The following is a 20,215-nucleotide window of genomic DNA, read 5'->3' as shown; positions in this document are numbered from 1 at the left end:
GAGAATTCAGTGACCCCAATTCGTACTCCAATCCGCACTCTCGTGGTCGCGGTGGCCACCACCCTGCTCGGCGCATGCTCGCTGATCCCGACCTACGAGCGGCCGGCTGCACCGGTGCCGGCGGAGTTTCCGCAGGCGATGCCGACCGAGGCATCCACCGTCGCGCCGCTGGCCGCCGACATGGCCTGGCGCGACTATTTCGCCGACGAGCGCCTGCGCCAGGTGATCGGGCTCGCGCTCGAAAACAACCGCGACCTGCGCATCGCCGCGCTCAACATCGAGCGCGCGCGGGCGCTGTACGGCATCCAGCGCGCCGACCTGTTCCCGACCATCGCCGCCAGCGGCGGCCAGAGCGCGCAGCGCGTGCCGGGCGACCTCAACGCCTCCGGCGAGTCCGCCGTCAGCCGCCAGTACAGCGCCAGCCTCGGCTTCGCGTCGTACGAACTCGACTTCTTCGGCCGCGTGCGCAGCCTGGAAGAACAGGCGCTGCAGACCTATTTCGGCACCGAGGAAGCGCGCCGCAGCGCGCAGATCAGCCTGGTCGCCGAAGTCGCCAACGCCTGGCTGCGCCTTGCCGCCGACCGCGAGCGCCTGGCGCTGGCGCGCAGCACTTTCGAGACCCGGCAGAAGTCGCATGAGCTGACGCAGCGCAGCTTCGATGCCGGCGCGGTATCGGCGCTCGACCTGCGCCAGGCCGAAACCCTGCTGCAGACTGCGCGCGCCGACATGGCGAGCTACACCGCGCTGGTGGCGCAGGACGAGAATGCGCTGGCGCTGATCGTCGGCACCGGCGTGCCGGCGGAGCTGCTGCCGGCGAGCTTGAACGAGGCGATCGCCAGCGTGCCGGTGCTGCCGGCCGGCGTGCCTTCCGAAGTGCTGGTGCGCAGGCCGGACATCCTGCAGGCGGAATACGCCCTGCGTGCCGCCAACGCCAACATCGGCGCGGCGCGCGCGGCCTTCTTCCCCAGCATCACGCTGACGGCCAGCGTCGGCAGCGCGAGCGCCTCGCTCGACGGCCTGTTCGAAGGCGGCTCGCGCACCTGGAGCTTCATGCCGCAGATCCGCCTGCCGATCTTCGAGGCCGGCCGCCTGCAGGCCAGCCTGGACGTGGCGGAAATCCAGCGCGACATCAACGTCGCGCAATATGAGAAGGTGATCCAGTCCGCCTTCCGCGAGGTTGCCGACGCGCTGGCCGAGCGCGCCACGCTGGCCGAGCAGCTCGATGCGCGGCGGGCCCTGGTCGAGGCCACGGCGAAGAGCTTCGAGCTCTCCGATGCGCGCTACAAGGGCGGCGTCGACAGCTACTTCAACCTGCTCGACGCCCAGCGCAGCCTGTACGGCGCCGAACTGGAGCTGATCGCCACTCGTCTGTCGGATGCGGCCAACCGTGTCGAACTGTACAAGGCGCTCGGCGGCGGCTGGCAATGAACCCTGCGCCCCCTGACAGCGGGGCGCAGGACCGCCGCATTCCGGTGACGGTGCTCACCGGCTTTCTCGGCGCCGGCAAGACCACGCTGCTGAACCATCTGCTGCGCCAGCCGGGCATGGAAGGCTGCGCGGTGCTGATCAACGAGTTCGGCGAAGTCGGCGTCGACCACCACCTGGTCGAGAAAGTCGACGAAACCCTGGTCGTGCTCGATTCGGGCTGCATCTGCTGCAGCGTGCAGGGCGATCTGGTGAAGGCATTGAAAGGCCTCTTCATGCGCGCGCTGCGGCGCGAGCTGAAGAGCCTGCGCCGGGTGCTGATCGAGACCACCGGCCTCGCCGATCCGGCACCGGTCGTCCATACCCTGATGTCCGAACCTTTCATCGCCGAGCGCTACCGCGTCGACGGCGTGGTGACGGCCGTCGACGTCACCCATGTCCGCGGCCAACTGGAGGCGCACGCCGAAGCCGTGCGCCAGGTGGCGATGGCCGACCGCCTGCTGCTGACCAAGTGCGATCTGGCCGGCGAAACCGAGCGCCGGGAAGTGGCCGAGCACGTCGCCCGACTGAATCCGTCCGCACGCCAGGTCGAAGTGTCGGCAGGCGCGGTGGCGCCGGATGCGCTGTTCGGCTGCGGGCTCTACGACGCCGCCGGCAAGCATCCCGACGTCGCCGCGTGGCTGGGCGAGGAAGCCGCGGCCGCTGCCGCGCGGCGTACCGCGGCGCAGGCGCCGGCTTGGCGCAAGCCGGGGGCGCGGAGCGGCACGCCGGCAGAGCCGACCCATACGCGCCATGACGCCAGCGTGCATAGCTTCGTGCTGTGCTTCGACGAACCGCTGCCCTGGTACGAATTTTCCGATGCGCTCGGCCTGATGCTGCAGCTCTACGGCGAGCACATCCTGCGCATCAAGGGTCTGCTGAACGTCGTCGGCGATCCCTTGCCGCGCGTGCTGCAATGCGTGCAGCACAGCCTGTACCCGGTGGCGAGCCTGCCGGCCTGGCCCGATGCGCCTCCTTACGACGACCGCCGCAGCCGGCTGGTGTTCATCGTGCGCCACCTGGCTGCCGCCGACATCGCGGCGCTGTTCGGCAGCTTCATCGGCCAGCAGCCCAGCATTCCGGCCTGAGCATGCCCTCAAGGCCTGCGCTGCCGGCCTCCTCGGATCACGCCGCCGCTGCCTGCGAGCGCATCGCCTCGTAGGCCTGCATGTTCGCCAGGCCGACCCGCAGCAAGGGCGCCGCCACGCCTGCCGCGCGCGCCCGGGCGAGCATGTCGCCGATGATGTGTTCATGCTCGGTCCGGCCGTTGCGCGTCATGTCGCGATACATCGACGCCGTTCCGGCGGAGTTCCGCTCGCCCAGGGAAGCGAGCATCTGCGCCCTCGCATCCGGGCGGGGTGCATGGCCGCCGGCCGCAGCGGTCGCGCTGCATTCCTGCAGCATTTCGTGGATGAGGGCTTCGCCTTCCGCGGCCGCCAGGATGGCGCCGATGGGCGCGCGCAGCAGCGTGGTCATACCGGCATAGGTGGCGAGGAAGGTGAACTTCTCCCACATCTCCTGCATGATGGCGCCGCTCAGCTCGGGGCCGAAGCCGCCGCGCGCCAGCACCGCGTGCAGTGCGCCGGCAGCCTCGGCCTGGGCCTGCATCCGTGCGCCGAGGACGAAGCGCTGCAGCGTGTTGAGGTGCTGGATTTCGCCGGCCGCATTCAGGGTCACGCCGATGTGGCACAAGCCGCCCAATACGCGATCCCGGCCGAAGCGCGCATCGAGGGCATCGAGATGGCGGATGCCGTTCAGCAGCGGCAGGATCAGCGTCGAAGGCCCGACCGCCGGCGCGATCGCCTGCATCGCGTCATCGAGGTCGTAGGCCTTGCAGGCCAGCAGCACCGCATCGAACGGTGAGTCCGCCGAGGTTTGTGTCGCGACCGGGATGCGGAGCTCGCCCAGCGGGCTGGTGATGACCAGCCCCTGCCGGGCCAGCAGCTCGGCGCGCTGTGGCCTGACCAGGAAGCGGACGTCGACGCCGGCCGCCGCCAGCCTGCCGCCGAAATAACCCCCGATTCCGCCGGCTCCGAGTACGAGTATCCGCATGCTGCGCCTCCTTCGACGTGGGCTGCGACTGCCGTTCAGTGGCCCCGGGGAAATGGCTGCGGGGGCTTCGGACGATCGCTGCCTGCGGAGTGTCGCAACGGCCGCCGCCGTGCGCAAGGCCGCCGCAGGCTCAGTCGCAGCTTGCCCGGCAGTCTCCGCCGCTGCAATCCTCCGCCTCGACCGTGCACGTGGTCTTGGTCCGATGGACCAAGCGGTGGTCGTCGTCGTAGTCGCAGATCAGGCGGGTCAGGCCGTTCTTGCGTTCGACGTGCATGCGCTTCGCCTTGGCGGCATGGATGGAGGCCGGTGTCTCATTGCACGACAGGTAGCCGCTGAAGCGGCCGTCGGCCGATTCCCACATTGCGATGTTCTTGACCTGCCGGTAGTTGTCGAAGCTGGCGCAGGTGATGACGTCGGCGCCGTAGAGGCGGGCGTTGTCGCCGCAGTAGCCCATGAAGGTGTAGCGCAGTTCCGCGTCGGTGGGGCAGGCTGCGACCTGCACCGCGTCGGCGAGGTCCGGACAGGACATCGGTTCTGCCCATGCCGGGCTGTTCGCGAGGGTGCTGCCCAGCAGCAGGGTCGGCAGCAGAAGGCTGAGTTTCATGGTGCGGTCCGTGAGTAGGTTCGTTTCGGAAGAAATCGGTGCGGCGGCCTCGTTACCAGAACTTCCACCACCACTTGCGCTTCTTCATCGCCTCCTCGACATGGTCGGACCATTGGCTGGCGCCGCCGTGGGCGAGGAAATGCGTGCCGAAGCGCTTGTCCGCCTCGTTGATGTGGCGCGTCAGCCAAACCTTGAGGAAGTGGAGCAGTTCGAAGGTGATCGCGGCTGTGCCGGAATTCAGCTTGTCCTGCAGGGTACGGACCTGGGCGATGAGGTCTTCGTGGTTCTGCTTGTGCGCGGCGAATTCCGGGTAGTTCGACACCCGCATCAGGCTTTCCTCGACAGCGAAATGGGTGCGGGTGTAATCCGCCAGCTTGTCGAGGATCCGGCGTGACGTCGCGGAACCGTGATGTTCCTGGATGGCGACGTGCAACTGGTTCAGCAGGTCGACGAGCTCCTTGTGCTGCTCGTCGATTTCCTGGATGCCGACGTCGAATTCGCTGTTCCAGTGGAATAGCTCGGTGCTCATGGATGTCCTCGTATGCCGCAGGTCTGGAGACTAAGCCTTTTTGAAAACAGGGACTTGATCGCCATCAAGGGATGTCGCGCGACGCCATCGAAACGGGATTGCCGTGCAATGACGGCAAGATAGCACCGGCTGTCGCCGTGGCGCGGCGCGATCGGGCCGCAAGCGTGACGTGCTTCCGCTCCCGCTCGTGCAGGCGGTTGCGCGGGCTCCGGGTATGGCCGAGGCGCGGTCGTTGCTATGCTGTCCACCCTTTGCCCTTCAACCCTGCCCTCGAACGGGCCGCATCGGTCCGCACAACCTTGACAGCCTCTGCCCGCAGCTCCGCCACCCTGACTCCATTCGAATCCCGCTGGCTGGCGGAGGTCGTGCGCCGTCATGAGGAGCGCCATGGCGTGCTCGAGGATCGCACGGCGGTCCGGGCGGCGCGCACGGCCGCGCCCGAGTTCGAGGCGCGCGTGCTGCGCCGGGCCCAGGAGCTCGGCCTGCGCGAAGGCTGGCACGACGCGATCCTGCGCTGGCACGGCCGGGTACGGCTGCTGCTGACGGGGGCGGCGGTGCTGGTGCTGGTGCTCGGTTTCGGCGCCGCGGCCGGCGTGCTGGGCGACGGCAGCCGTGCGGTGAATGTGGTGTGGGCGCTGGGCGGGCTGCTGGGCGTCAACTTGTTCAGCCTGCTGCTGTGGCTGCTGGCGACGCTGTTGTCACGCGGCAGCCGTGGCGCCCGGACGGGCGTGGCGGGCGGTCTGTGGTTGCGGCTGCCGTCCTTCTTCGAGCGTTCGCCGACGGCGGCAGAGCTGCCGCTGGCGCTGGGCGGGCTGCCCGGCTGGAGCCGCGCTGCGGGCTGGGGCGTCGGTGCGGCCGGCCATGCGCTGTGGGCGCTGGCCCTGCTTGGCGCCGCCGCGGGCGTGCTGGCCCTGCTCGCGATGCGCCGCTACGGCTTCGTCTGGGAAACCACCATCCTGCCCTCGGGTGTGTTCGCCTGGCTGGTCGATGCCTTGGGCGGACTGCCGGCGCTGCTGGGTTTTCCGGTGCCGGACGCGGCCACGGTCGTCGCCAGCGGCGACGCGCCGATGCTGGAGGAGGGCGGACGGCGCGCCTGGTCGGGCTGGCTGCTCGGCGCCCTGCTGGTCTATGGCGTGCTGCCGCGCGCCGTGCTGGCGCTGGTGTGCATGGTGCTGTGGCGGCGCTCGCTGCAGCGCCTGCGGCTCGACCTGAGCCGTCCCGGTTATGCGAGGCTGCGTCCATTGCTGTTGCCGGACAGCGAACGCATCGGCGTGCGCGACCCCGAGCCGGCGGTGATGCCGCGTCCCGCGCGCCATGCGGCACGGCTGGCGGGCAGCGGCGCGCCGGCGCTCGTCGCCGTCGAACTGGGCGGCGACCTCGCGTGGCCGCCGCTGGCGGGCGAGGGCGGCAGCGCAGCGGACGGGCTGGTAGTGTTCGACGCCGGCCGCCTCGATAGCCGCGAGCAGCGGCGCGAGGCGCTCGTCCGTTTCGGCGCGCAGCCGCCGTGCCGGCTGCTGGTGGCGGTCGATCCGCGCCGCACGCCGGACCGCGGCAACCTCGGCGTCATCGCCGAGCTGGCGGATCATGCCGTCGAGACGCGTGTGTGGGCGCTCGGTGCCGGCGGCAGCAGCGGTGAGACGGCGGAAAGCCGTCTGCCGCAGTGGCGCGAAGGCCTGACCCGGCTGGGCTTTGCGCCGGAGGTGCTGATCCTCGACGAGACGGCCGCGCGCGACTGGCTGGACGGCCGCGGGCTGGAGCGGATGCCATGAACGAAGTGCTGCGCGTGGCCGTCGTCGGCCACACCAATACCGGCAAGACCTCGCTGCTGCGCACGCTGGCGCGCGATGTGGGTTTCGGCGAAGTGTCCGATTCGGCCGGCACCACGCGCCACGTCGAAGGCTTGCGGCTGATGGCCGATGGCCGGCCGGCGCTGGAGCTGTTCGACACGCCGGGGATGGAGGATGCCATCGCCCTGCTCGAATTCGTCGATGCGCTGGCGGCGCCCGGCGAACGCCTCGATGGCCTCGACCGGCTCGCACGCTTTCTCGAGCGGCCCGAGGCGCACGCGCGCTTCGAGCAGGAGGCGAAAGTGCTGCGCCAGATGCTGGCGAGCGATGCGGCGCTGTACGTCGTCGATGCGCGCGACCCGGTGCTGCCCAAGCACCGCGACGAGCTGGAACTGCTCGCGGCCTGCGCCCGCCCGCTGCTGCCGGTGCTGAACTTCGTCGCCTCGAAGGATGCGAAGGTGGATGAATGGCGTGCCGCGCTGGCCCGGCTCAGCCTGCATGCGGTGGTCAGCTTCGACACCGTGGCGCCGGCGCTCGATGGCGAACGCGAGCTGTTCGACACCCTGGCGACGCTGATGCATGCCCACCGCCCCGCGCTGCAGCGCCTGATCGATGCCCGTGCGCGCGAAGCCGACGAGCGGCGGGCGACGGCACGGCGGCTGGTGGCCGAACTGCTGATCGACTTGGCGGCGCGGCGTGAGCGGTTGGAGGCCGGTGAGGACTCGGCGCAGGCGCTGCAGGCCGCGGTCGAAGCCCTGCGCGATGCGGTGCGCCGGCGCGAGCAGGATTGCGTCGAAGCCTTGCTGCGGCTGTACCGCTTCCGCCCCGGCGATGCCCGTGCCGCCGAGCTGCCGCTGACCGACGGACGCTGGGACGACGACTTGTTCAACCCCGAGACCCTGCGCCAGATGGGGCTGCGCCTGTCGACCGGCGTCGCCGCCGGTGCCGCGGCCGGCGTCGGCATCGACCTGATGACGGGCGGCCTCACGCTCGGTGCCGCCGCTGCCCTGGGGGCGATCGCCGGCGGCCTGTGGCAGACCTTCGGCCATTACGGCGAACGCATCGCCGCCAAGCTGCGCGGCCACCGCGAACTGACGGTGGACGACGTCATCCTGCGCGTCGTCGCGCTGCGCCAGCACCGGCTGCTGGCCGCGCTAGACGGCCGCGGCCATGCTGCGCTGGCGCCGATCGAGGTCGGCGAGGCCGGCGCTGCGGACGAAGTGGCCGAGCGCTGGCGCAAGGCCGATCTGCCTTACGCGCTGGACAAGGCCCGCGCCCATCCGGAATGGGCGGGCAGGCAAGGCGATGACGACGAGCGCGCAGCCGCGATCGACGAACTGGCGACGACGCTGCACTGAAGGCCGGGCGAGATGCGGCGCATGGCTTTTTTTGTCCGCCGGGCCGCCCCAAGGCAAAAAGCGCCCCCCTGGGGGGGGGGGCAGCGAGTCCGCGAAGCGGATGAGCGTGGGGGTATTTTTTGCCGCGGGTGTGACGTAGTACTCAAGTTTTCGGGGCCGCGGCCGTTAAGGGGGCATGCCGCTGACGCGCTCGAGGCCTTGCCATGAAAATCGCCGCATCCAGTATCGAACTGCAATCCTCCCGGCAGTTTTCGCAATCGACCGAGACCTTCGAGCGCCTCCAGGTATGGGGCAGGGGCGGCGCCATGTTGTCGTCCACCACGAACAACGAGACCGAGGCCGGCGCCAACGGTCCTTCCTCTTCCGGCGCGGTGCAGATCTCCGAAGCTGCGCGCCGGGCGCAACTGGCCGATGCGGCGTTTGTCGGGGCCCGACCTGCATCTGGGCCCAAGGGACTGAAACTCGACGACGATGCGACGGTGCCCATGCTGATCAAGCTCATCGAAGCCATAACCGGCCGGCCGATACCGCGTCTGAACCTGCGCGACCTGGGCCAGGCCGCGGCCGAGGCGCCGGTGCAGCAGCAACCGTCCGGCCCCGGCTTCGCCTACGACTTCAGTTCCACCTACTCCGAGTCCGAAACCACTACCTTCAGCGCTTCCGGCATGATCCGCACCGCCGATGGTGCGGAAATCAGTTTCGAACTCGGCTTCTCGATGTCGCGCAGCTACAGCGAGTCGGTGTCGGTCAGCCTGCGGGGCGGCGAGCAGCGCAGGCTGCAGGATCCGCTGGTGCTCGATTTCGGCGGCCCGGCGGCGGCGCTGTCGAACGTGCATTTCGATTTCGACCTCGACGCCGACGGTACGCTGGATAGGATGCCGCTGCTCGGCGGCAGCGGCTATCTGGCGCTGGATCGCAATGGCAACGGCCGCGTCGACGACGGCCGCGAGCTGTTCGGCCCGAACACCGGCAACGGCTTCGACGAACTGGCCGCGCTCGACGGCGACGGCAACGGCTGGATCGACGAGAACGATGCCGCCTGGTCGCAGCTGCGCATCTGGCGCCCCGATGCCCAGGGCGTGGGCACGCTGCAGACGCTGAAGGAAGCGGGCGTCGGCGCCTTCTATCTCGGCCGCGCCGACACCCGCTTCAGCCTCAACAATGCCGCCAACGAAACCCTGGGCATGGTGCGTGCCAGCAGCATCTACCTGCGCGAGGACGGCAGCGTCGGCACGGTCAGCCAGGTCGATCTGGCGGTGTAAGCGCCAGCAGCCCCTTTTTTGTCGGAATCGTAGGAGTGGCTTCAGCCGTGAAAGCAGCGTCTGAAGCAGCAACAAGGCCGTGTTCGCGGCTTGGCGCCCCTGGCTGAACCCGCTCCTACTGGTACGGCGGGGGATAGGCCGCTGTCAGGCGTGGAGCTGGTTCAGTTGCCGCGCGATGATGTCGTGGTTGAGCCACAGCACCGGCCCGGTCGGCGCCGAGGCTTCGCGCAGGATCAGCGCGCCGCTGGCTTCCAGCACCAGGCTGCTGAGCAGGTCGGTGATCAGCGCCGAGCGGTCCTTGTGCATCTGCACGATGTCTTCCGAGGTGCCGATCTGCAGGTCGGCCTGGGCCTGACTGTTGGGCTGCGGCCAGGCGGCGAAGTCGCGGAAACCCTGCATCGTTTCGCTGCCCTGGAAGTCGGCGACCTTCTGCAGCACCTCTTCGAGCGTATGGCCGTCGGCCAGCAGCGCGCGGCAGGCTTCCCACTGCGATGCCGCCCAGGCGCCGCCGCCTTCGTGCTGCAGCGCCTGCAGCAGCGAGATCAGCGGCAGCTCGACACCGGCGAAGACGTCGGTGGAGTTGGTGCGGATCTCCGGACAGTTGTACACCGTGGCCTTGACGCCCTGGTCCCAGGCGGCCTGGGCGATGCGTTCGAGCCGCATCTTGGCGTAGCCCTGGGTGTAGTTGGTGTAGGTCTGCCACTGGTAGCGGCCGTCGATGAGGATTTCGGTGCCGTGGTAGCCGTAGGCGCTGTAGCGCACCTGGCCGCCGGAGGCCTCGACGCGCGCGCGGATCGCCGCGCTGCCTTCGATCAGATGCTGGAAGGTGATCGCCGAGACTTCGTCGAAGTTCTGCAGGATCAGCTTGCCGAGGTCGCTGTCGAGCAGGGTCTGCGAGGGCATGAAGCGCTCGCCGCGGCCCTTGTAGATGCGGTTGGCGATCACCATGAAGACCTTGGCGCGCGGAATGCCGCCGGCCATGGTGTGGGCGAACAGCACGTTGCGGCCGTCGCCGATGAGGCCGTCGATCCGTGCCATGACTTCGGCCACCGCGGCCTGGAAGCGGCGGGTGCCGAGCTCGCGGCATTTCTCGATGTGCGCCCAGTCGAGCTTGTCCTGCTCCCAGCTCTTCAGCGTCATCTTGTTGAGCAGCTCGGTGGGCGTGGGCTCGCCGGCTGGCGCGTCGAGGTCGAAGCCGGCCATCAGCGGCACGTTGATGATCCTGCCGCCCAGGTTGGCTTCGGCCGCCGCCAGCTCCTCGTCGTTCAGCGGCCGCAGCGCGTTGTTCTCGTCGCGCCGGCCGACGGTGATGCCGACGATGTCCATGCCGGCCTTGCGTGCTTCATTGACGAGGCCGCTGGCATAGCCGCGGCCGAAGAGTTCGCCGAACAGCACGAACACGTCGCCCTTGCGGAAGATGTTGGTCTGCGGGAGCTGGGTCAGGGAGATGGGCTTGTTCATGGACGATGTATGCCGACGGAGCCGGCCGAAGATGAAGGACAGGCGCGATTGTACCTGCGCCGGCACGGCCGCCGTCAGGCCAGCGGCGACAGCAGCGGGGCGCTGCGTTCCGAGGCGACCATGATCAGCTTCATCGTCGCGCGGGTGGCGCCGACGAAGAGCTTGCGCATCGCCGTGTCGTCCATCGTCTCGAAGTCGATCTCGGTGAAGATGATGCAGGGCGCCGACTGGCCCTTGAAGCGGTAGACCGAGTCGATCAGCAGTTCGCCCTGTGAGTGCTCGGGTTCGCCGAGCAGGTCGTAGCGGCCGGTGAAGGCGCGCAGGCGATGCGGGCCGAGCTGTTCGAGCGGGGTGAAGCGCGAATGCTCGCGGCCGCGGAAAGTCAGCAGCACGATCGCCTCGCGGCGGAAGCCGAGGCCGAGGGCGCGGGTGATGGCGCGTTTGGTGGCGTCCATCAGGCCGGCGTCGTCGCGCCAGGCGAGCACTTCCGGGCCGCTGTCGGCCACCGGGCTGCCGGCGCGGATCGGTGTCGGCAGCGGCAGGCGGGCATTGAGCAGCGCCAGCACGTCGGCCGGCGTGCGGTAGTTGGTGTCGGCGGTGAGGCCGATCCAGCCGGGCAGGGCCACCGACGGGCGGGCGTAGAGGTTCTGCAGCGGATCTTCCAGCCACCAGGCCCGGCCGCCGGGCTTGAGCAGCGCGAGCAGGGCGTCGCGCCAGGGTTCCATGAAGTCCTGGCCTTCGTCGATGATCAGTTCGTCGAACTGCCAGTCCGGATGGGGGTGCGCGGACACAAGTGCGGCGAAATCTTCTTCCATGCGGCGGAAGGCGCCGGGCACGCCGAAGCGGGGCGGCCGGCCGGCGTCGCGCAGGCGGCGGTCGCAGAGCTGGTGGTAGGTGGCGATTTCGCCGCCGGCCGGGGCGATGCGGGCGAAGTGGTCGGCGAGCGGGCGGTTGTAGCAGACGTACAGCGGCCGGCGGCCGGCGGCGAGCGCATCGGTGTAGGCGGCGAGCGCGAGCTGGGTCTTGCCGCTGCCGGCAGTGGCGGTGATGCGCAGCCGGTGCGGTGTCGCGCTGATGCGCCGCGCCCATTCGGTGAGGCCGCCCGACAGCCGGGTGGTCAGTTCGTCGGCCTGGCTGATGTGGGCCTGCACGTCGGGCACCAGTTCCAGCAGGTCGGCGAAGAAGCGGTGCAGCGCCTGCAGCCGGGCCTCGTCGGCCGGCGGGTCGCCGTCCTGCGGCGCGGTCAGCGCGCGCACGGTGGCGGCCAGGCTGTCGCGCCGCGGCGCATCGACGATGCGCGCCGGGTCGAGGCCGGCGCTGCCGGGCTGGCGCACGGTGTGGTCGGGGCAGTAGAGCAGGGTGTCGAGCAGCGCTTCGGCACCGTCGAGCGCGGGACGCAGGCGGGCGCGCAGGGCGTCGGCGCTGCGCGCGAGTTCGTGGCTGACGATCCGCGCGCGCTTGCCCGGGCGCACCAGCCCGTCCGCGGTCTCGTCGAGAAAGCCGGCGTGCTGCTCGATCAGCAGGATGCGGCCGCCGGGGCCGAGCACGGCGAAGCTGACGTCACCGAAGATCGTCTGCGGGCCGTCGACGCGGGTCCAGTGCAGGCCGTGATAGATCGTCCAGTCCGGTGGCAGCGCGTCGGCCAGCAGTGCGAGGGTGCTGCGTTCGCGGCCGCGCGCACCGGCGGCGGGAAGCTGTCGCCAGCCTTCGGGATGGGTGCGTGCCATGGGGTTTCGTGCCCGGGGAGGGAAGGGAATGGAAAAAAGATACAAAAAGAGGATGTAACGGAATGCGCCAAGTGTCGACTCCTTCACACCGTCAGTGTATCAAGCATGCGTTATGCTCGCCGCGTTGCGCCATCGAGGCGTTTCGAGTATCGAATGGAGCCACCGTTTTGTTCTTTCGCCATCCTGTTCAGACTGCAGCCTCGGGCTTCGGCACCTTCGTCGTGTCCGTCGCCGCCAGCTGTGCATGGGCGGCGGATGCCTTCTTCGAGGACGTGCCGATCGTCCTGACCGCGTCGCGCATGGCGCAGTCGCCGGTGGATGCGCCGGTCGCGGTGACGCTGATCGATCGCGACATGATCGAAGCCTCTGGCCTCACCGAAATCCACGAACTGATGCGCCTGGTGCCGGGCTTCCTCGTCGCCGACTGGCCGGACGGCTCGCCGGTGGTGGCCAACCATGGCATGAGCGACGCCTATGATCGCCGCATCAAGGTGATGATCGACGGGCGCACCGTCAATAGCCCGGCGTGGGGCAATACCAACTGGCATGACCTGCCGCTGCGGGTCGACGACATCGAGCGCATCGAGGTCGTGCGCGGCCCCAATGGCGCGGCCTATGGCGTCAATGCCTTCGACGGGGTGATCAACATCATCACCCGCTCGCCGGCGACCGAGAGCGGCATGGCGGTGATCTCGCGGATCGGCGACGACGGTTTCCATGACCACGGTTTCCGCATCAATGGCGATGCCGACGCGGCGATCGACTGGCGGCTGTCGGGTTCGCACCGGCGCGCGGTGAATTTCCGCCCTCACCGGAACGACGATGGCGCGCTGGAGGCGCGCAAGATCATCGAGCGCTCGGTGCTCAATTTCAGCGCCACGGCGCAGTTGTCCACGCAGGACGAACTGCAGTGGATGCTGGGCCTCAGCCGCGGCAGTACCGACCGCGGGGCGCCCGGCAGCCTGGAATATCCGCTGCGCGAGGACGATACCCATGCGCACTATGTGCATGTCGGCTGGAAACGCAGCTTCGCGGTCGATTCCGAGCTGTCCGTGCAGTTCCACCATCAGCGCGAGCGTACGCGCGTGCCCTGGCAGGTCGCGGTGCCCGGGCTGGGCGTGTTGTCGGTGGACATGGACAGCGACGTGCAGCGGGAGGAGCTCGAAGTGCAGTACGGCGCGAGGCTGTCGCCGGCCTGGCGCTTCATGCTCGGTGCGGGCGTGCGCCGCGAGGCAGCGCGTTCGCGGTCGATGTTCGATACCGGCGGCACGATCAGCGGCGTCAGCAGCCAGTTGTTCGGCAGCGTGGTGTGGTCGCCGGTCGAGCGCCTGCGGATCGATCTGGGCGGTACGCTGGAAGAGCATCACTACAGCGGCTCGCTGTTCTCGCCGCGGCTGGCGCTCGGTTATGCGTTGACGCCCGATTCGGCGCTGCGCTTCTCGGCCGGGGTGTCGTACCGGACGCCTTCGCTGGTCGAGTCCCATGCGATGCAGGTGATCCGCGTCGGCCCGGAGATCAAGCGGATCGGTGCCTGGGCAGGCGCGGACACGCAGCCGGAGCGGGTGAAGCATGCCGAGCTCGGCTATGCGGCGATGTTCCGGGAACTGGGGCTGGGCGTGGATGTGCGGGCCTTCTATCAGGAATATGACGACTATATCGACGACGAGCGCTGCTGGTATCCCTTGCAGCCCTGGGAAAGGCCGCCGCGGGATTCTGCCTGGATGTGTCCGGCGCCGCCGGCGGACTTTGCCCCGATCGAATGGGACTGGCGGGCCCGCCGGGGCCCGAGTTCCTTCGTGTTCCGGAACGTCGGCAGCTTCCGCGTGACCGGCGGCGAGTTCAGCATCGACTGGCGCCGGCCCGGCTGGGGCCGGGTGGTGCTGTCGCAGGCCGTCATCGATGTCGACGTGCAGGGGGCCAGCGTTGATGAGGATTTCGAGACCAGCGCGCCGAGCTCGATCACTTCGCTGCTGCTGATCAAGGAGCTGCCGGGGCGCTGGCGCGCCAGTCTGGGCTATTACCGGCATTCGTCGATGAACTGGCTCAACGATGGCGACCGCGTGCCCGAGCAGGACCGCGTCGACCTGAAGCTGTCGCGCCGCTTCGGCGGCGCCAATTCGGCCAACGAAGTGGCTTTGGTGGCGCAGAGCGTGGGTGGGCGATACGCGGATTTCCATGCCGGACGCTATCGTCGCGAGCCCCATCTGTTCGGCAGTCTGCGCCTGACGTGGTAGTCGTGCCGATGATCCGGCGGTGGCGGTTCCGCCTGCATTTCTGCCTGCTGCTGGTGCTGCTGGCGGGGCTGGTGCCGTCCGCGCGCGCCGCGCTGGAAGTGGCATTGGTGGTGTCGCAGCGCACCGGCCCGCACGGCGTGTTCGCGCAGAATTTCAGCCGCGCCGCGGCCAGCCTGGGCCATCGCGTGGTCGATGCCGGCTCGTTGGACGAGGGCCTGGACGATGCCGCCCTCGCGCGTGCCGACCTGGTCATCGCCAGCGGTGAAGCGGCGCTGTCGGCGGTGCTGCGCCTGCATCCGCGCCCGACGCTGGCGGTCATGCTCGGCCGTGCGCGCTTCGAGAACATCCGCCGCGACCATGCCGACCGGCCTTTGTCCGCCGTCACGCTCGACCAGCCGGCGGAGCGGCAATTGCGCCTGCTCCAGGCCGTGATGCCCGATGCGCAGCGGGCGGGGATCCTGTTCGGGCCGGAACGGATGGGCGCCGCGTCCTTCGAGCGCGCGGCAGAGGCGCTGCAGATCGGCCTGGTGGACCGCGTGGTGAGCGACGAGAGCGGCCTGATGAAGCAGCTCGAAGTCGTGCTGCGCGAGTGCGACGGCCTCATCGCGCTGCCCGATGCGCTTCTCTCCACGCCTGTCTCGGTGCGTTCGATCCTGCTCACCAGCTATCGTTACCAGCGGCCGATCATCGCGTTTTCACGCGCATACGTCGAAGCGGGCGCGCTGGCCGCCATTTTCACCACACCGGAACAGGCCGCCACCGATCTCATCGCCTGGCTGCGCACCCAGAATGGTGACCGCGTCAAGCTGCCGCCGGTGAGCGGTCCGGCGTCCTTCGAAATCGCCGTCAACCGCCAGGTTGCCCGTGCGCTGGGCATCAACGTGGCGAGCGACGAGGAGCTGTTGCGTTTCATCGCCACGGGAGAACGCCGATGAACGTCGCCCGGATTCCGTTGCGCAGGCGCCTGCTGTTGACCGTGCTGTTGCCGATGTCGCTGCTCATCGCCGCGATGGCGGGCCTGTTCCTGCATCGCGGCGAGCGCATGACCCAGGATGCGATCGTCGAACGCGGCCTCGCCATCGTCAGCTTCTTTGCTCCGGCCGCCGAGTATGGCGTGATTTCGGGCAATGCCGACAACCTCAACGAACTGATGGAGGCGCTGCGCAAGTTATCGGGCGTGGCGGCCGTCGTGCTGTACGAGCGGGGTGGCGAAGTCATTGCCGCGCGCGGGACGGCGCATCTGCTCGATGCCGCGCGCATCAAGGCCGTGCACGAGCCGATGCGGCTCGAGCAATGGGGCAGCTTCAGGGGGTTTGCGGCACCGGTGATGTCGGTGCCGATGGTGGTCGATGAGGTGGGGGGCGAAGGCGAGAGGCCCAAGCCGGAGCCGGTCGGCTGGGTGTATGTCGAACTCGAGACCAGCGCGCTCGATGCCGAGTGGCGGGCGACGATGATGACCACGCTCGGCCTGGCGTTCGTGATCGTGCTGCTCACCGCGCTGCTTGCGGTGCAACTGACGAGCCAGGTCAGCCGGCCGCTGGCCCGCCTGGCCGAGGCGGTCAAGCGCATCGCCGGCGGCGAGAGCGACGTGCAGGTGTCCGATGCCGCCGGCAGCGAGGAACTGCACGAACTGCAGCAGGGCTTCAACTCGATGGCGCGCGCCATCGACAGCGCCCACCAGCACATGCAGGCCCGGATCGACGAAGCCACCGAACGCCTTGCCTACCAGGCCATGCACGATCCCTTGACGGCGCTGCCGAACCGCCGCGCCTTCGAGCTGGCGCTTGCCGAAATGGTCGCCATCTCGCGCCGGGCGGGCGACCATGGGGCGCTGTGCTTCATCGACCTGGACAACTTCAAGACCGTGAACGACACCGTCGGCCATGCCGCGGGCGACGCGCTGCTGTGCCGGATCGCCGACCTGATCCGGCACCGGCTGCGCGCGGGCGACACGGTGTGCCGCATCGGCGGCGACGAATTCGCCATGATCCTGCGCGGCTGCTCCAGCGCCGATGCCTATCGCATCGCCAACGGGGTCTGCGATGCCGTCCGCGAATTGCGCTTCGAGTGGGATGGCCGGACCTTCCGCATCGGTGCCAGCATCGGCTTCGCGATCATCGACCCTTCCGTCGACAACGTCGCGGACGTGCTCAGGGCGGCCGACCATGCCTGCTACACGGTGAAGCGCGAAGGGCGGGGCTACGCCATGGAGTACCAGCCCGAGCCGGCGGAAAACGGCAGCGCGCCCGTATAATCCGCGCTCCATCCGCGCGAGCGCCCTTTTGTTGGCGCTGCCCCGTCCGGCGGCCCCGCCATGTTCCATCTGAGTTTCTCGAACCGCTTCGAAATCCTGCTCGACAGCCTGCTCGAACGCCTCGGCGCCGAGCAGCCGGGGCCGTTCGGCCAGCGCCAGGTGGTGGTGCCGAGCAGCGCGCTGCGGCGCAAGGTCGAACTGGCGATGGCCGACCGCGAAGGCATCTGCGCCAACCTCGGTTTCGATTATCTCGCCCAGTGGCTGTGGCGGCAGATCCGCCTCGTCGTGCCGGTACCGGAACGTTCGCCCTTCGCGGTCGGGACGCTGACCTGGCGCATCCACGGCCTGCTCGATCCGGCGCATGAAGCCAATGCCTGGCTGGCCGGCCATCCACGGCTGGCGCGCTATCTCGAACGCGCCGATGCGCGCATGCGCTTCGAGCTGGCCGAACGCATCGCGCAGGTCTTCGACCATTACCTGACCTATCGTCCCCAATGGCTCGAGACCTGGGCGGGCAGGCGCGGCTCGGTGCTCGACGCCGGCGCTTCGGCGGCCGAGCGCGAGGACGAGGCCTGGCAGGCCGAGCTCTGGCGCCGCATCCACGAAAGCCTGGCGCTGGGCCAGGAACATCCGGCGCGGATCTTCCTGCGCCGCGTCACGGCGATGTCGGGCGAGGAGCTGGCCGCCGCCGGCCTGCCCGCGTCGGTGCATGTGTTCGGCCTGCCGGCGCTGCCGCCGCTTTATCTCGACATGCTGCGCGAGCTCGCGCGCGTGGTCGAGGTGCGGCTGTACGTGCTCAATCCCTGCCGAGAATTCTGGTTCGACATCGTCGATGCGCGCCGCCTGTCCTGGCTCGCCGCGCGGCAGCAGGACATGTTCTTCGAAACCGGCAACAGCCTGCTCGCGACCTGGGGCAAGCAGACGCGCGCCCACATCGGCCTGCTGTTCGAAGGCGAGCATGCGGTGGAGGAAGAAGCCGTCTTCGCGCCCCACCCCGGCCGCCACCTGCTGGCGCGGCTGCAGAACGCCATCCTCGACCTGCAGGAGCTCGAACCGGCCAGCATCCGGCTGGCGGCGACCGACCGCAGCCCTGACCGGAGTATCGAAGTGCAGGTCTGCCATTCGCGCACGCGCGAGCTCGAAGTGCTGCACGACCGCCTGCTCGGCCTGTTCAAGGCCGGCGCCGGCACGCCGGAGGCGCTGCAGCCGGCGGACGTCGTGGTGCTGACGCCCGATCTCGAAAGCACCGCGCCGCTGATCGAAGCGGTGTTCGGCACCGTGCCGCGCGAACGGCACATTCCCTGGCGCATCACCGGTCTCGGCGGCAGGCAGGACAATCCGGTCGCCAGGGTGCTCGACCGGGCGCTGCAGCTCGCGGTCGGCCGCTTTCCCGCCAGCCAGGTGTTCGATCTGCTGCAGCAGGTGCCGGTGGCAGTCCGCTTCGGCCTCGACGACGCGGCGCTGGAAACGATCCACGACTGGATGCGCGAAGCCGGCGTGCGCTGGGGGCTGGAAGCCGGCGGCAGCGACGATGGCGTGCTGCGGCCTGCCGGCCACACGCTGGAGGACGGCCTGCACCGCCTGTTCCTCGCCTGGGCGGCGGGCGATGCCGCGCAGCGCGCCACTTTCGCCGGCCATGTCGGCGCGGCGGCGCCGGAAGGCCAGGCTGCGCTCGCGCTCGGCGGCTTCTGGCGCTACGTCGACAGCCTGCGCGCGATGCGCGACGAGCTGCAGCAGGCGCATGACGGCGAAGGCTGGCGCCGGGTGCTTTATGCCGTGCTGGAGCGCCTGGTCGATGACAGCGCCGAGCACGCCGACGCCTTGCGCGAGGTCCGCGCCGCCATCGCCGCGCTGGCCGACGACATCGCCACGGCCGGCTGCGACGCCGAGCTTGCGCTCGACGTGGTGCATCCCGCCCTGGCCGCGCGGCTCGACGACCCCGCGCGCGGCGCCGTGCCCGGCGGCACGGTCACCTTCTCCGCGCTGTCGGCCTTGCGCGGCCTGCCGTATCGCGTCGTCTGCCTGATCGGCCTGGACCAGGGCGCCTTCCCCGGCAGCGACCGCCCGGCCGAGTTCGACCTGATGAGCGCCCGCCCGCAGGCCGGCGACCGCCAGCGCCGCCTCGACGACCGCAACCTCTTCCTCGATCTGGTCCTGTCGGCGCGCGAGGTGCTGCATCTGTCCCATGTCGGCCGCAGCGTGCGCGACGGCTCGGCACTGCCGCCGTCGGTGCTGGTCGATGAGCTGCTCGACACCCTGGCCGGCGCCTGCGCCGCCGAAGCCGGCAACCCTCAGGCTGTGGCGCAAGCGCGTGAGCGCCTGCTCCTTCATCATCCGCTGCAGGCCTTTGCTGCCGACTATTTCGTCGCCGCCGGGCGCAGCGATGCACGGCTGGTCAGCTTCAACGAGGACTACGCCAGGGTGCTCGCCAGCCGGCTTGAGGCCGGCATGCGTCCGGTGGCGATCGACGTGGAAGAGGCGCTGGAGCAGGGGGACGATGTCGAGGACGACGGAAACGTGGCCGCGCCCACGCCGGCCACGCCTACGCCGGCCGCACCCTTCTTCGTGTTGCCATTGCCGCCGCCCGAAGCCGCCTGGCGCGAAGTGGACCTGCAGCAACTGACGCGCTTCTTTTCCCACCCCGGGCGCTATCTGCTGCGCGAGCGGCTGGGGCTGGCGCTGCCCGAGGCCGAAGCCGAACTCGACGACGTCGAGCCGATGCTGCCCGACTGGCCGGCATCCCAGGCGCTGGCGCGGCGCCTGCTGCCGGTGCTGCTCGGGCCGGAGGAGGATGCGTGCGAAGCGTCCGCGCTGTGGGCGCTCGCCCGCGCCGGCGGTGAATATCCGGCCGGCCGCCTGGGCGAGGCTGCGCTCGAACGCGAACTCGGCAGCCTGTGTGCCTTCGCCCGCCGCCGGCGGCAAGATCCAGGCGGAGCCGGCGCTGCCGCCGTATGTTGCGCGTGTCGAGCTCAGCCTCGATGGCGAGACCTGGGCCTTGTCCGCGGCCTTTGCCGACCTGCGCCCCGACGGCCTGCTGTTCGCGCGCTACGACGACACCCGCGCCGCCGATTGTCTGGGCGCGTGGATTGCCCATCTGCTGCTGTGTGCGGATCCCGCCCCCGGCGTGGCGGCGCGCACGCGCGGCCTGTCGCGCGACGGCGGCTTCGCCTTCCGGCCTTTGGCCCGGGCGCAGGCGCGGGCGGAATTGCACGCGCTGCTCGCGCTCTACCGCGAAGGCCTGGTCCGGCCGCTGCATTTCTTCCCCAAGTCTGCCTGGGCCTGCATGAGCAGCGGCGGCAAGGACAGCGAGGCACTGAAGAAATGGGGTGGCGGCATGCGGCCGGAGTTCGGCGAAGCCAACGATCCGGCTTGGCGCCTGGTGCTCAGGGGCGAGCAGGGTCTGCCCGGCGAGCGCTTCTTCGAACTTGCGCGCCAGGTGCTGGGGCCGCTGTTCGAGCACCTCGAGGACGCCTGACCGGACCG

Annotated in this window: 14 protein-coding genes and 1 pseudogene; 10 read left to right on the top strand and 5 right to left on the bottom strand. The window is 69.7% G+C overall.

The genetic code is table 11. The features are described 5' to 3' along the window. Nucleotides 1-9 precede the first annotated feature (9 nt). Nucleotides 10-1,428, top strand: a complete 1,419-nt coding sequence (gene adeC, locus AAFL97_RS20190; RefSeq protein WP_341646448.1) for an AdeC/AdeK/OprM family multidrug efflux complex outer membrane factor — start codon at nucleotides 10-12, stop codon at nucleotides 1,426-1,428. Then, on the top strand, nucleotides 1,425-2,552 hold the full coding sequence (locus AAFL97_RS20185) for a CobW family GTP-binding protein (protein WP_341646447.1): 1,128 nt from the start codon (nucleotides 1,425-1,427) through the stop codon (nucleotides 2,550-2,552). Before adeC ends, AAFL97_RS20185 begins: the two co-directional genes overlap by 4 nt. Nucleotides 2,553-2,589: 37 nt before the next feature. Here the strand turns inward: AAFL97_RS20185 and AAFL97_RS20180 are convergent, their stop codons facing one another. From AAFL97_RS20180 to AAFL97_RS20170, 3 genes are all read right to left on the bottom strand, one after another. Beyond that, nucleotides 2,590-3,516: a ketopantoate reductase family protein gene (locus AAFL97_RS20180; RefSeq protein ID WP_341646446.1), complete on the bottom strand. Its 927-nt coding sequence runs from the start codon at nucleotides 3,514-3,516 to the stop codon at nucleotides 2,590-2,592. Nucleotides 3,517-3,646: 130 nt separating this feature from the next. Next, nucleotides 3,647-4,120 carry a hypothetical protein gene (locus AAFL97_RS20175; RefSeq protein ID WP_341646445.1) on the bottom strand — a complete coding sequence of 158 codons (474 nt, stop codon included), beginning with the start codon at nucleotides 4,118-4,120 and terminating at the stop codon, nucleotides 3,647-3,649. Between the two features lie 52 nt (nucleotides 4,121-4,172). Beyond that, nucleotides 4,173-4,649, bottom strand: coding sequence for a bacteriohemerythrin (locus tag AAFL97_RS20170; RefSeq protein ID WP_341646444.1), 477 nt, complete (start codon nucleotides 4,647-4,649; stop codon nucleotides 4,173-4,175). A 299-nt stretch (nucleotides 4,650-4,948) separates the two neighbouring features. Between AAFL97_RS20170 and AAFL97_RS20165 the strand changes: the two genes are divergently transcribed. The 3 genes from AAFL97_RS20165 to AAFL97_RS20155 all read left to right on the top strand — a co-directional run bounded on the left by AAFL97_RS20165 (nucleotide 4,949) and on the right by AAFL97_RS20155 (nucleotide 9,056). Next, nucleotides 4,949-6,418 (top strand): DUF2868 domain-containing protein, encoded by a 1,470-nt coding sequence (locus AAFL97_RS20165; protein WP_341646443.1) that lies wholly within the window; start codon nucleotides 4,949-4,951, stop codon nucleotides 6,416-6,418. After that, nucleotides 6,415-7,794, top strand: a complete 1,380-nt coding sequence (locus AAFL97_RS20160; RefSeq protein ID WP_341646442.1) for a GTPase/DUF3482 domain-containing protein — start codon at nucleotides 6,415-6,417, stop codon at nucleotides 7,792-7,794. Before AAFL97_RS20165 ends, AAFL97_RS20160 begins: the two co-directional genes overlap by 4 nt. Nucleotides 7,795-7,997: 203 nt before the next feature. After that, nucleotides 7,998-9,056 carry a hypothetical protein gene (locus AAFL97_RS20155; protein WP_341646441.1) on the top strand — a complete coding sequence of 353 codons (1,059 nt, stop codon included), beginning with the start codon at nucleotides 7,998-8,000 and terminating at the stop codon, nucleotides 9,054-9,056. A 144-nt stretch (nucleotides 9,057-9,200) separates the two neighbouring features. Here AAFL97_RS20155 and AAFL97_RS20150 read toward each other — a convergent pair whose 3' ends face one another. Both AAFL97_RS20150 and AAFL97_RS20145 read right to left on the bottom strand, forming a co-directional pair. Beyond that, nucleotides 9,201-10,517: an enoyl ACP reductase FabMG family protein gene (locus AAFL97_RS20150; protein ID WP_341646440.1), complete on the bottom strand. Its 1,317-nt coding sequence runs from the start codon at nucleotides 10,515-10,517 to the stop codon at nucleotides 9,201-9,203. A gap of 74 nt (nucleotides 10,518-10,591) precedes the next feature. Beyond that, a complete protein-coding gene (locus AAFL97_RS20145; RefSeq protein ID WP_341646439.1) occupies nucleotides 10,592-12,244 on the bottom strand; it encodes an ATP-binding domain-containing protein in 1,653 nt (550 codons plus the stop codon). A 221-nt stretch (nucleotides 12,245-12,465) separates the two neighbouring features. On the opposite strand from AAFL97_RS20145, the gene AAFL97_RS20140 reads away from it, so the two are divergent. The 5 genes and pseudogenes from AAFL97_RS20140 (at nucleotide 12,466) to AAFL97_RS20120 (ending at nucleotide 20,207) form a co-directional block, all read left to right on the top strand. Then, nucleotides 12,466-14,478: a TonB-dependent receptor plug domain-containing protein gene (locus tag AAFL97_RS20140; protein WP_341646438.1), complete on the top strand. Its 2,013-nt coding sequence runs from the start codon at nucleotides 12,466-12,468 to the stop codon at nucleotides 14,476-14,478. A gap of 8 nt (nucleotides 14,479-14,486) precedes the next feature. Continuing rightward, the gene (locus AAFL97_RS20135; protein WP_341646437.1) at nucleotides 14,487-15,413 is read left to right on the top strand and encodes an ABC transporter substrate-binding protein; all 927 of its coding nucleotides are present in this window, start codon (nucleotides 14,487-14,489) and stop codon (nucleotides 15,411-15,413) included. After that, a complete protein-coding gene (locus AAFL97_RS20130) occupies nucleotides 15,410-16,732 on the top strand; it encodes a diguanylate cyclase domain-containing protein (protein ID WP_341646436.1) in 1,323 nt (440 codons plus the stop codon). Before AAFL97_RS20135 ends, AAFL97_RS20130 begins: the two co-directional genes overlap by 4 nt. A 60-nt stretch (nucleotides 16,733-16,792) precedes the next feature. Continuing rightward, nucleotides 16,793-19,624 (top strand): annotated as a pseudogene (recC, locus tag AAFL97_RS20125) (exodeoxyribonuclease V subunit gamma); the annotation flags it as partial. Then, the gene (locus AAFL97_RS20120; protein WP_341647211.1) at nucleotides 19,524-20,207 is read left to right on the top strand and encodes a hypothetical protein; all 684 of its coding nucleotides are present in this window, start codon (nucleotides 19,524-19,526) and stop codon (nucleotides 20,205-20,207) included. The pseudogene recC and the gene AAFL97_RS20120, both read left to right, overlap by 101 nt. The last annotated feature ends 8 nt before the right edge of the window (nucleotides 20,208-20,215 follow it).

Source organism: Thauera sp. SDU_THAU2 (genome assembly GCF_038260575.1).
GTDB lineage: Bacteria > Pseudomonadota > Gammaproteobacteria > Burkholderiales > Rhodocyclaceae > Thauera.
The sequence above is the reverse complement of the archived record's forward strand: the minus strand, read 5'-3'. Positions and strand labels throughout refer to the sequence as shown.

Bases quoted from the DNA above. Each gene is read 5' to 3' on its own strand.
- AAFL97_RS20155 (WP_341646441.1), top strand. From the start codon at position 7,998: ATGAAAATCGCCGCATCCAGTATCGAACTGCAATCCTCCCGGCAGTTT.
- AAFL97_RS20145 (WP_341646439.1), bottom strand. From the start codon at position 12,244: ATGGCACGCACCCATCCCGAAGGCTGGCGACAGCTTCCCGCCGCCGGT.
- AAFL97_RS20175 (WP_341646445.1), bottom strand. From the start codon at position 4,120: ATGAAACTCAGCCTTCTGCTGCCGACCCTGCTGCTGGGCAGCACCCTC.
- AAFL97_RS20185 (WP_341646447.1), top strand. From the start codon at position 1,425: ATGAACCCTGCGCCCCCTGACAGCGGGGCGCAGGACCGCCGCATTCCG.
- AAFL97_RS20170 (WP_341646444.1), bottom strand. From the start codon at position 4,649: ATGAGCACCGAGCTATTCCACTGGAACAGCGAATTCGACGTCGGCATC.
- AAFL97_RS20130 (WP_341646436.1), top strand. From the start codon at position 15,410: ATGAACGTCGCCCGGATTCCGTTGCGCAGGCGCCTGCTGTTGACCGTG.
- AAFL97_RS20135 (WP_341646437.1), top strand. From the start codon at position 14,487: ATGATCCGGCGGTGGCGGTTCCGCCTGCATTTCTGCCTGCTGCTGGTG.
- AAFL97_RS20160 (WP_341646442.1), top strand. From the start codon at position 6,415: ATGAACGAAGTGCTGCGCGTGGCCGTCGTCGGCCACACCAATACCGGC.
- AAFL97_RS20150 (WP_341646440.1), bottom strand. From the start codon at position 10,517: ATGAACAAGCCCATCTCCCTGACCCAGCTCCCGCAGACCAACATCTTC.
- AAFL97_RS20180 (WP_341646446.1), bottom strand. From the start codon at position 3,516: ATGCGGATACTCGTACTCGGAGCCGGCGGAATCGGGGGTTATTTCGGC.
- AAFL97_RS20120 (WP_341647211.1), top strand. From the start codon at position 19,524: ATGCGTGCGAAGCGTCCGCGCTGTGGGCGCTCGCCCGCGCCGGCGGTG.